This window comes from Nocardiopsis alborubida, assembly GCF_012396365.1.
GTDB lineage: Bacteria > Actinomycetota > Actinomycetes > Streptosporangiales > Streptosporangiaceae > Nocardiopsis > Nocardiopsis alborubida.
On the sequence record NZ_JAAXPG010000030.1, the window covers coordinates 81,099 to 91,646 of the forward strand.

Genomic DNA, 10,548 nt, shown 5'->3' on the forward strand with positions numbered 1-10,548 from the left:
TGCCTCAGCCCGTGCCCGCTCCGTCCGGCGACCGGTCCGCCCCCGACCCGCGCCGGTCGAGGCCCTCGGCCGCGCGGCCCACGAGCGGCGGCAGGACCGCGGCCAGGTAGACGGCCGCGCACACCAGCAGCACCGGCGCCGCTCCGAGCAGCCCGGCCGCCGCGCCCGCCACGGGCGCGCCCAGCGGCGCCGCCATCCGGGTCAGCGCGCCGATCGTCGCCGTCCCGCGTCCCACGGCGCGGCGGGGCAGGCGCTCGAACAGGACCGCGCCCAGGATCGGGTTGAGCACCCCGCCCGCGAGCCCGCACAGGCCCCATACCGCCAGGACCGCCCACAGCGGCACGTCCAGCGCCAGCACGAGCAGCCGGGGCGGCCCGGCCAGCACCAGTCCCGCGAAGAACACCGCCCGCCGGGGCAGCAGGTGCCCGACCGCCGTGGCCGCGAGCGAACCCGCCACCGAGGCCGCGCCCATCACACCGCCCAGGAGCCCGACCACCGCGGGTCCCATGCCGTTCTCGTCCACCCACACCGGCAGCAGCACCGACGCCACGGACATGTCGATCATGTTGGTGACCGCGAGCACGACCACCAGGACGCGCAGGGTGGCGTCGCCCCAGACCGCCCGCCAGCCGGTGCGCAGCCTGGCCAGGTAGCCCGCGTCCGCCTCGGGGTCCTCGCCGGGGCCGGGACGCTCCCCGGGCTGGGTGACGGCCAGCACCACCGCCGCCGCGGCGAGCAGCGCGGCGTTCGCGTACAGGGCCGGGAGCGCGCCGAGCAGGGACACCAGCCCGCCCGCGGCCACCGGTCCGACGGTCGTGGACAGCCGGTCCACGGTCCCGGTGAGCCCGGTGACCCGTTCGAGGCGCGTCCCCGTGCGTTCGGCGACGGCCGGGGCCATGGAGACCTTGGCGGCCTCGGCGGGGCCGGTGGCCAGGCCGATCACGGTCACCAGCGCCAGGAGCACGGGGAAGGACAGCAGCCCGGTCGCGTGCAGCAGCGGGACGCAGGCCACCGCCGCGGCGGCGACGAGGTCGGCGCGCACGCTCACCGCGCGCTGGCCCATGCGATCCAGCAGCGGTCCGCCCAGCAGCCGGGCCAGGGTGTAGGAGCCGATCTCGAAGAAGGCCACCACCCCCATGGACGCCGGGCTGCCGGTGGTCTCCAGGACGAACCAGGGGATGGCGATCATCGCCAGCCGCGTGGCGGTGTAGCACAGGGCCTGGGCGGCGACCAGTCCGCCGACGTCCTTCACGTCCCCGCCTCCGCGCCGCCCTTCCCGGCGTCCTCTCCGTCCGGGCCCCGGTCCTCGGGGTCGGGGAAGGCGGCGAACTGGATGTGCACCGGTCGGCTGCCGGGTGCGCCGGTCCCGCGCGCGTAGCGGTCGAAGAGCGCGCGGACCTCCGCCCGGAAGGCGGTGAGCTCGTCCAGGGTCAGCTCGGTGCGCCGCCCGGACATGACCTGCGCCTCGCGCCAGCCCTCGGGCTGGGCCGCCCACACGTTGACGGCCGCGGCCAGTTCCTCGCTCCAGCTGGCGGCCAGGGCCATGCGCACGGCGGTGCTCAGCTCGGGCTCGTCGGTGTCCAGGTGCTCGGGGAAGCGGAAGCCCCTGTGCCGGGAGCGCCACCAGCGTTCCCGGGAGGAGCCCAGGGAGGGATCCTCCTCGATGAACCCGTGGGCCTCCAGCTGCCGCAGGTGGTAGCTGGCCGAGGCCGACGAGACGTCCAGCCACTCCGAGACGGTCTTGCCGGTGGCGGGTCCCCGCTGCTGGAGGAGGTTGAGGACGCGGATGCGCAGGGGGTGGGCCAGTCCGCGCAGGGAGCGGGCGTCGAGGGTCGCCGCGTGGGCGAAGGCGTCGGGGACGGGGTTCGGGTCCGGGCCGGGGGTGTGGTCGGCGGCTCGGTCGGGGTTCTCGCTGTCGCGGGGGGCGGAGTCGTTCATGCGGTCACCGTAAACGCCCAAGGGTTCTTGGCCAAGAGGTGTTGGCCAAGAAGTCTTGGGGCGGTTTCGGTAATCCGGAACCCACGGGCTCGTGCTTCATATATCTAGTTTCCTGGTCGCTTGAGTGGCAACCGGCCTAGCTTTAGGCTCATGGTCAACAAGCGGATGAAGGCGCGGGTCCTGCTCGCCCTGGTGCGCCGGATGGCGCGTAAGAACGGCCTGCGCCCGGAAGAACCCAAAGGGCGAGGCAAAGGAACACACCAGACCTGTGTCCTCCTGGACGAAGGCGGAGCACAGGTTGGCCGTTTCGTGGTCACGCAACATTCCAAGGAGCTGTCCCGGGGCCTTCTAAGGGACGTGGAGGACGGCTTGCAGCACCTGTTCGGTGAGAAATGGATGGAGAAGTGATGCTTGACTACACGGCTACCGTCATCCGCGACGAGGACCTCTGGGTCGTACGTATCGCGGGGCTGCCCGAACACGTCGTCGGAACGGTCGACTACGTGCACTTCTCCGAGATCAAGGACGAGGTTCCCGAGGCCATCGCCGATCTCACGGACACCGACCCGGAGGACTTCACGATCACCTGGCGTTACGAGTTCGGCGGCGAGGACGTGACCGAGGACGTCATCCAGTACCTCGTGGCGGAGGAGGAGTTCCGGCGTTCCCAGGCCGAGCGCGACCGGGCCCGCGCCCGGGTCCTGGAGACCATGCGGAGGGAGGGCGTCACCCAGCGGGCCATGGCCGACGTCGTCGACCTCTCCCACCAGCGTGTCCACCAGCTGCTCAAGGGCGTGGACACGCCGGTGCCCGGCGGACGCCGGGGGCGCCGCAGGGACGCCCCCGTGTCCTGACCTCCCCGGTTCAGGAGAGCGGGAACATCCCCAGCCGGGCGTGGTACTCGCCGGCGAGGCGCTCGGTGTCGCTGCCCACGTACAGCCCGCCGGAGGTGGCGAGCATCGCCTCCACGCCGTGGCCGCGCGTCCGGCCCGGGTTCCACGGCAGTGCCCTGCCGGTCCCGGGGTCCACGGCCCCGATGCCCTCGCGGGCCACCGAGCCGGGGCCGGGGTTGAGGGCGCCCTTCTCGTTGTCCATCCAGCGCTGGTGCCCGCCCACGTACACCGCCGCCGACGTGATCTCCACCGAGTACAGCGAGTCGCCGCCGGTCTTGTTGCTCCAGGTGGGGTCGGAGTCCGGGGTGTCGGTGTTCTCGAAGCGCGCGACGGACTTGCACAGGCCCGGCTTGACCTCCGGGCCGCCCGCCGTCACCACCGCGAAGTACGAGCCGTCCGGGGAGAAGTCCATCCGCCGCATGTAGGTGTGCAGCCGCACGTCCTCGCAGGGGGCCTCGTAGGCCGACGTGGACCACGGGGAGACCGAGCCGCTCGCGGTGTCGATCATGGCGATCTGGTAGCGGTCCTCGCCGTCCACCTCGGTGAAGGACCCGTTGACGACCAGCCGCCGCCCGTCCGGGCTCAGCGCCAGCTCCTGGACCTTCAACACGCCGTTGCGCTCCTCGGTCACGCTGGGGGTGAAGCCGGTGTCCACCTCGCCGGAACCGGAGTCGAGGCGGACCAGCGCGGGCTGCTCCACGCCGTTCACACCGGGGAAGCTGCCGCCCACGTACAGGTGCCCGCCGTCGCTGGCGACGCGGTGGACCCGGCCCCCGTCGAGGTCGGCGCGGAACCGCGGCACCTCGTCGCCGTCGTCGACCGACAGCCGGGTCAGACCGGTGGAGGGTTCACCGTCGACCGAGCGGAAGTCCCCGCCCGCGATCACCGTCCCGTCGGGCCCGGGGGCCAGCGTGGTGACGGTGCCGTCCAGCTCCGGTTCGAACCCGTGGAGGATGCGCCCGGTGCCGTGCTCGAACGCGAACAGGTGGGGCAGGTCGTGGGCGCGGCCCCCCTCGGCCGCGCTGACCCGCGTGAAGCTTCCGGCGACGAGGACGGTGTCGCCGACGCGCAGGATGTCCTTGACCGCCCCGTCCAGGACGTGCGGCGTCCACCGCACGGGCTGTTCGCCGACCACACGGGAGTGGTCGGCCCCTGAGGCGGGGGCGGCTGGTGCGGCTGGCGCCGCGGTCGCGGCCCCGGCGGGGAGTAGGAGCAGCGTGCCCATGGTCAGGGCGAGCAGCGGGCGGCTGGGTTTCACGGAGGATTCTCCCTTGGTCGTGCGGTCGTGCGGGTCGTGCGAACCGTGTGCGGGTCGGCGTGGTGACCGGCAGGAGGACTGAACGCATTCTCGCAAAGAGTCGCCACGAAATCACAGAGAGTGAGAATGGTGGCGCGGCCGACCCCGGCTTCCCCGTGCGGGGAGGGCCGGACGTGCCGGTCAGGCGGACGGAGCCGCCGCCAGGTGCCGCGTCTGCGCGGCCACGGCCCGGCTCCCGAGGTGGCGCGGTGCGTCCTCGGGCACGGGGTACCAGACCGCGGGGGCGTCCTCCCCGCCCAACATGGTGCCGGGGAGCGGTCCGCCCAGCGCGTGTTCCACGCCCGCGCGGCGCACCCCGTCCGGGCCCAGGGCCATGCCGACCGGGACGGCCAGCCCGTGCCAGCGGGGTTCGTACGTGACGTCGCGGCGTCCGCGCGCCCTGCGGACGTGGAGCACGTCCAGCAGGCCTTCCTCAGCGAGGGTCGCCACCAGGCCGGGCAGCGCGTCGAGGGGCTGCGCCGACTCGTCCCCGTAGCCGACGGCCATGGAGATCCGCTCGGTGCCCCGACCCCCGTCCCAGCCGACGCGGACGCCGCCGGTGAACGGGTGACCCGTCCCGTGCGGTCCGGAGAACTGGAGGATCGTCCCCTTCGGCGCGCGGTGGCGCGCCAACCGCACCAGCCGCTCGCGCTCCCAGGGGGCGAGCGCCGGTTCGTGCTCGCCCCACCCGGCGGGCAGCGCCCCGGCCAGGTGCTCGGCGACCACCTCCACGGCCCGGCCCAGGGGAGGGGCGAAGGACTCGCGGTGGCGCACCGACAGGTCCACGACCAGGTGCGCGCCCGTCGGGGAGTCGTCCAGGAACCCCTCCGCCGGTTCGGGCGCGCCCTCCTCCGGTGGGACGGGAACGTAGGCGTGTACGGGGTCCCAGCGCAATGGGACGCCGCTGACGCCGTCGAAGCAGCTCCCGTCCTCGGCGCGCACGGCCCAGCGGGCCAGCGGCTGGGTGAGCAGGGTGCGCAGGGCGTAGGTGAGCCGGGAGGTCCTCGGGGTGAGCAGTTGGAGTGCCGTTCCCTGTGCGCCGTGGGCGGCCACCGCGTCGAGGATCCAGGAGGAGAGGGGGACGACCTCGCGGTCCTGGGCGACGACCACCGCCTTCTCGGCGGCGGCCTCGACGGCGGGGTGCCCGCTCTCCTCCCACAGGGAGAAGTCGGCGCGGCCCGAGGTCCAGACGCCGCCGCCCAGCCGCAGGGCGAGGGCGTCGGCGAGCCGGTGGGCGGCCTCGCGTCCCGCCTCGTCGGGACGGGCGCGGATCTCGGTCCACCAGCACGTCTCGGGGAGGTTCACGGCGGCCTCCCCGCCGAGCAGCCGGGCGACCTCGCCGCGCGACTCGACCAGCTGGGCGGGTTCGAGCGCGGCCAGGACGCGGCGGTCGGTGTCGCACAGTTGGAGGACGTTGCCGCTGTCCAGCACGCGCACCAGCAGTTCGGGACCGGCCTCGCGCAGGGCCCGGGAGATCGCGCGCATGCCGGGTTCGGCGGCGAGCAGGGCCACCACGTCGTAGCTCAACCGTTCTCCTTGGCGGGTCGGGGGATCGGGGTGCGGGGGAAGGGGAGTGAGCTTCGGGGCTGGGGGGAGCGTTCCGCGCCGTGTCAAGGAACGCGGTACCGAGACGGACATCCTGCGCGAGAGACGCATCACTGTCTGTCGTTGGATACCGGCATAATACGCACAAAAGGGCAGCGCGGAGATGGGCACTCAGGCGCGGGACGGAAGGGGAGCACGTGAAGTTCGAGCTGGTGGAACCGGCGGAGCCACCGGATGCCCCGGAGCCGGCGGCAGGCGTCGCGACCGGGTCCTCCGCCGAGCCCACGGTGCCCCCCGCCTCCTCTCCTGGGGCGCACGAGGTGCTGGCCGCGCGCATGCGCGACCGCAGCGAGGAGCTGGGCACGCGTCTGACCAGGATCATCGAGGCCGTCCGGCCCGCGCTCCACCGGATGGAGGCGGGCATCGTCCGGGCGGAGCGCGAACTGGCCGGTTCCGGTCACGGCCCCGCCCCCGTGCCCCCGGACACCTTCCGCGCTGACCGCTTCGCCGGTAAGACGGCACGGGAGGCGGTCACGGCTCCGGCAGAAGGTTCGGGCCCGGCGGCCGTGGCCCCCGCCCCCGCGACGAACGAGGAGAACCGATGAGCGGATGGAACATCGACGCGCCCTCGGTGGGCGTCGTGCTCAACGACGTGCTGGGCCAGGTGGGCGACGGCGGCGGCGAGGCCCTGGACGGTTCGCTGACCACCACCGGCGACGAGATCCTCGACGCCGCCACCGCCGCGTGCAGCGGGCCCGTGGAGACGGAGCTGTACTACTTCCTGGAGCACGTCGGCGGCATGGCCGAGGAGACGGTCGCCCGCGCGGGTTCGGCGATGGAGGGATGCGCGCTCGCCGTGGACGCCTACCTCCTCGGCGACGAGGAGATGGCCGCCGAGGCGCAGGGCAACGCCGGTTCGATCGACACCCTCGACCCCCTCAACCCGCCCGTGTGAACGGAGGGCCGCCCCCGCTCCTTCCGCCGCGCGGGCCTCCCCGGCCCGCCCGGTGCGTAGCCCGAGTTCCGGCCCTTCCGGGCGCCAAGCCGCCCCCGAGCCCCCGTTCCCCCACCACCCCCCGGAGTTGACGTGCCTCCCGTCGACGTGATGAGTCCCGTCCCCGACCCCCGCAACCAGCAGCCGCTGGACATGGACTTCGATGTCCTGATCGTTCCCGGGGCCATCCCGATCCCGGGGACCTCCGTGGAGATCCTCCAGGGCGCGGTCTCCGCCATGCGCACGGCCGCGGGCGAGGTCGCTGAGGGAGGGGAGGGGAGGGGAACGAGTCCACCTGGCAGGGGTTGCAGCCCCACTACACCGCGCCCGAGTCCGAGACCCTGTTCGCCGCGATGGGTCCGGTGGCGGCCAAGGGCGGGACCATCCTGGACGACGTCACCACGGTCGCCAGCGCGCTGGACACCTTCGCCGAAGCGGCGCAGACCGCCAAGACCACCCTCAACGCGCTCAAGGACGAGGCCACGACCTTCGCCGAGGAGATGAGGGACAAGGAGCACTGGAGCGCCAACCCCCTCGACTATGCGGAGAACCGCAGGCTGAAGCTCCAGGTGAACGGGGTCTGGGCCACGTTCCAGGAGGCGGAGCGGACCTGCGCCAACGCCATCTCGGCCGTCTCCGGTTCCGGTAACTCCTACGTCGCGGCCAGCGGCGAAGCGCCGGGCGCGGGGGAGATCGTCTACGGCCTGGACCCGGACGACGTCCCTGACGTGGCGTACGACCTCACCAGCCTCGCCGACTGGCAGCGGGCGATGGAGGACACCTGGCACCAGCTGGAGTACTCGGAGAAGCCCTGGCCCGCGGACTGGGCGACCGACGCCTTCATGGCCCAGTGGGACAACTTCGGCCCCGGCATGCTCTGGGACGTGGGCGTGGGGGCGGTCGCCTGGACCGGCCTGTGGCGCGAGGGCAGCGGGTGGGCCAACAGCGTCGGTGAGGCCACGGACAACTTCTTCACGCACAAGCAGGAGACCCTCGAAGGGCTCGGCTCGCTCGCCGGGCTCTACGGCGAGGACGGGTGGATGAACCCGTTCGACTCGGACGAGCGCTCCGGCCAGACGTGGCGGGCCAACGCGGGTGCGGCCTGGACCGAGGTGGCGCACGACGTCGTGCCGTGGCGGGAGTGGGAGGACCGGCCCGCGTACACGGTCTACACCGGGGCCGGGAACGCGGCGCTGACCCTGGTGTCCCTCCCGGTCAGGGGAGGGACGATCCTGAGCAGCCTCGGCCGGGGCGGCTCGGGCCTGCCCGACCTCGACCCGGTGGACCGGCCGGAGGTGGTGTGGGAGCCGGGCGCGGCGGCGCGGCCGGGGTTCAGCCTGTCGCAGACGTTCAGCGAGATCAGCGACGACTTCTCCGACACCACGGGGGGCTTCGGGGCGGGGTTCGGGGACCTGTCGGCGCTGATCGACCGCTTCTCGGCGGGCGGTCCGGTGGGTGGCGGCGTCCCGGCTGGGGGCGGTGGTTCGGACCTGCCCGTCTTCGTTCCGGAGCCGGGTGCGCCGGGGGCCGCGCGTCCCGTCACCGCGCCGGTCGCAGGGGACTCCGGCGCGCCGGACGACGGTCGTCCGGGCAACGGGCGGTCAGGTGGCGACCGTCCGGGTGAATCGGACCGGCCGCGCCGCGAGGACGAGCACGAGGTGCTGGCCGCGGCGGACCAGCCCGGTCCGCCGCGTCGCGGGGACGAGGACCGGCCTTCCCTGGCTCCGCACCATCTCGACGCGCCGAGCACCGAGCGCTGGCCGGAGATGGAGGAGTTCCTGGACTCCGAGCACCGGCGTGGGGACGACGAACAGTCCGTCGCGGACCGGGATTCGGAGTTCTCCGAGGCGGACTCCCACCGGCCGCTGGACGTCACGGCGGATAGTGCCTCTGGTGCCGCCCCGAACAACAGGCTGTTCGCTTCCCTCGGTCTGGACGCAGGGGAGATCGAGCGGGAGTACGAGCGGGACGTCGAACGGACGACGCAGCAGGTCGTCGACACGGTGGAGGAGTTCCGCGCGCTGCCCGCCGAAAGGCAGCTTGAGTGGCTGCGCGTGAACCAGCTGGTCGGCGCCAACGTGGGAGGCCCGCAGAACTCCGACTTCGGCGGCTTCGTAAACGAGGACTTCGGGATCACCGCCTCCCATGACCCGAACTCGGGCAATGGCGATGGTCCGCCCCGGACGTCCCAGGACGGCACCTCCAGCACCGGTTTCACACCCGGCGGTGACGGAGACACCAGCCGGGGGGGCACCACCGGCGGCCGCCCCGTTCCCGAGGGTGGCAGCAGTGACGGACTCGGTGGCGAGCGAGTTGAACGTGGTGATGGCGAGGGTAGTCCCAGTAACGATCTTGATGACGGCGGTGCTGGTACCGAAGACTCCGAGTCAGTTGACCCCCGCGAACCTAGTAGGCCTGCTCTGCCCGAGAGGGTCATTAATGACTTGAGGGATTTTGATTCAAGAATAATGAAGTATGGCGATTCTGTGTTTATGCTCGACCGGTCCGGGCTCAAGCATATATTGGAGCGCCACCACCCTGCATATTGGAACGGGTCCAAGAAGGCCGACCAGAGTTATTTTCTGCAAAGCATGAGCATCGACGATGTCGTGGACGCTATTGGGCAGGTGATGAATCAAAAAAAGGGGGAGCTGATCGAAAAGGGTTCACTGGGGATGTATCAAATTTCTGGGAAGGTGGGCGGGGAAAAATTTGTGCTTGGGCTTAAGAATGGAAGGGTTGGGCAATTTTATCCTGTATACTAGGGAGTTCGGTCCAGGGAGGTGGGGGCGCGTGTCTGTCCGTATTAAATCGTTTCTGAGGAAAGCAGACGGGAATTTTGTTCCTGTTCAGTCGTGGAAGGGTCCAATTGGCGATACTGATTACCTGGAGGGGGCTCTGGAGCTAAATGTAAACGGAACCCCGTTGATCACCACGGCCATGTGGGACTACATTGATCAACTATGGGCCTACATCCTTAACTCTCTTAATGAGCTTGCTTCGGATAATTCCTCGCATGCGTACTTTCCCGATCAGCCAATAAAATTGGAAATGAAGAGGATTGCTCGGGGTGTGCTTCATGTATCCATTGGTTCTCGGTCTGGAAAGTTCAATAACTCAACCCGGGTGCAAGAGGGGGAGTTTGTTCAGAATTTGATCGATGCGGGGGAGGGTTTTTTCTTGCAGATGCAAGAACTGGACCCGGAGAGCGGAAGTCAATATGAGATTGAAATCGAGAGGATCGCGGCCTTGCGTTCTGCTTACTCAACGCGAGATTGCTAGGTGCTTCTTATAGGATCGTGTGTCCGGTCCTGCTCGCTCGGGGGGATCGGTAGGTGGGTGCGAAAGGGCATGGCGGACACGACAGCAGGATCATCATTCCTCGGCGGGGGTCGTGTGGGAGCGCACGCGAAGCCAGCCGTGTGGCGTGTGGTGGTGGTCGTCGGTGGTCCACTCGTCGGCGTGGAACTCCCGGCCGCAGAAGCGCGCCGTGTCCGGAGGGAGCGGAGCGTGCGGTGGCCCGCCCCCGGGACCGGTCAGTGGGTGAACACGATGGAGCGCAGGCCGGGCGGCACCGCGTTCGGGTCTACGGGGAAGGGGGCCCACTCGCAGGGTGGCCGGATCGGGTATCGGCTTTCCGGCGCTAGCGGCCGGTCCTCAAGCGGCTCTGGCGGCTCCGGTCTCCGTCTCGGCGGGGAACGGGACGAGGGGGCCGACGGCTGGTTGGAAGGGTGCTCGCCGGAGGAGTTCGGCGATACTAATTAATTCATAAGTTTCCGTACTTCATGCGTGGTCCGGAGGGGCATCTCGGATGTAGGACAGGTGCGGGTCGCCGAAGAAGGCGCGCACGATGCGGGGCGTCTTTTGCAGGCGGGCGAGCG

At 70.9% G+C, this 10,548-nt stretch carries 10 protein-coding genes; 6 read left to right on the forward strand and 4 right to left on the reverse strand.

Annotated elements, in window-relative coordinates; genetic code table 11:
• Nucleotides 1-4: 4 nt before the first annotated feature.
• Both HGB44_RS25745 and HGB44_RS25750 read right to left on the reverse strand, forming a co-directional pair.
• Entirely contained in the window at nt 5-1,252 is a 1,248-nt protein-coding gene (locus tag HGB44_RS25745) for an MFS transporter (protein ID WP_061082947.1), read from the reverse strand.
• The gene (locus HGB44_RS25750) at nt 1,249-1,938 is read right to left on the reverse strand and encodes a winged helix-turn-helix domain-containing protein (RefSeq protein ID WP_061082948.1); all 690 of its coding nucleotides are present in this window, start codon (nt 1,936-1,938) and stop codon (nt 1,249-1,251) included. Before HGB44_RS25750 ends, HGB44_RS25745 begins: the two co-directional genes overlap by 4 nt.
• Before the next feature lie 150 nt (nt 1,939-2,088).
• Here HGB44_RS25750 and HGB44_RS25755 point away from each other — a divergent pair, with 150 nt between their 5' ends.
• Nucleotides 2,089-2,346: a hypothetical protein gene (locus tag HGB44_RS25755; protein WP_061082949.1), complete on the forward strand. Its 258-nt coding sequence runs from the start codon at nt 2,089-2,091 to the stop codon at nt 2,344-2,346.
• The gene (locus HGB44_RS25760; protein WP_061082950.1) at nt 2,346-2,792 is read left to right on the forward strand and encodes a hypothetical protein; all 447 of its coding nucleotides are present in this window, start codon (nt 2,346-2,348) and stop codon (nt 2,790-2,792) included. Before HGB44_RS25755 ends, HGB44_RS25760 begins: the two co-directional genes overlap by 1 nt.
• Nucleotides 2,793-2,802: 10 nt before the next feature.
• Here HGB44_RS25760 and HGB44_RS25765 read toward each other — a convergent pair whose 3' ends face one another.
• Nucleotides 2,803-4,089, reverse strand: a complete 1,287-nt coding sequence (locus tag HGB44_RS25765) for an SMP-30/gluconolactonase/LRE family protein (RefSeq protein ID WP_061082951.1) — start codon at nt 4,087-4,089, stop codon at nt 2,803-2,805.
• 180 nt (nt 4,090-4,269) lie between these two features.
• Nucleotides 4,270-5,655, reverse strand: coding sequence for a DUF6177 family protein (locus HGB44_RS25770; RefSeq protein WP_061082952.1), 1,386 nt, complete (start codon nt 5,653-5,655; stop codon nt 4,270-4,272).
• A gap of 215 nt (nt 5,656-5,870) precedes the next feature.
• On the opposite strand from HGB44_RS25770, the gene HGB44_RS25775 reads away from it, so the two are divergent.
• The 4 genes from HGB44_RS25775 (at nt 5,871) to HGB44_RS25790 (ending at nt 9,949) form a co-directional block, all read left to right on the forward strand.
• Entirely contained in the window at nt 5,871-6,278 is a 408-nt protein-coding gene (locus HGB44_RS25775) for a hypothetical protein (protein WP_061082953.1), read from the forward strand.
• A complete protein-coding gene (locus HGB44_RS25780; RefSeq protein ID WP_061082954.1) occupies nt 6,275-6,628 on the forward strand; it encodes a DUF6507 family protein in 354 nt (117 codons plus the stop codon). The genes HGB44_RS25775 and HGB44_RS25780 overlap by 4 nt, the downstream gene beginning before the upstream one ends.
• A 344-nt stretch (nt 6,629-6,972) precedes the next feature.
• Nucleotides 6,973-9,432: a hypothetical protein gene (locus HGB44_RS25785; RefSeq protein ID WP_061082955.1), complete on the forward strand. Its 2,460-nt coding sequence runs from the start codon at nt 6,973-6,975 to the stop codon at nt 9,430-9,432.
• A 28-nt stretch (nt 9,433-9,460) separates the two neighbouring features.
• Nucleotides 9,461-9,949, forward strand: coding sequence for a hypothetical protein (locus HGB44_RS25790; RefSeq protein ID WP_168444146.1), 489 nt, complete (start codon nt 9,461-9,463; stop codon nt 9,947-9,949).
• Nucleotides 9,950-10,548: the final 599 nt, after the last annotated feature.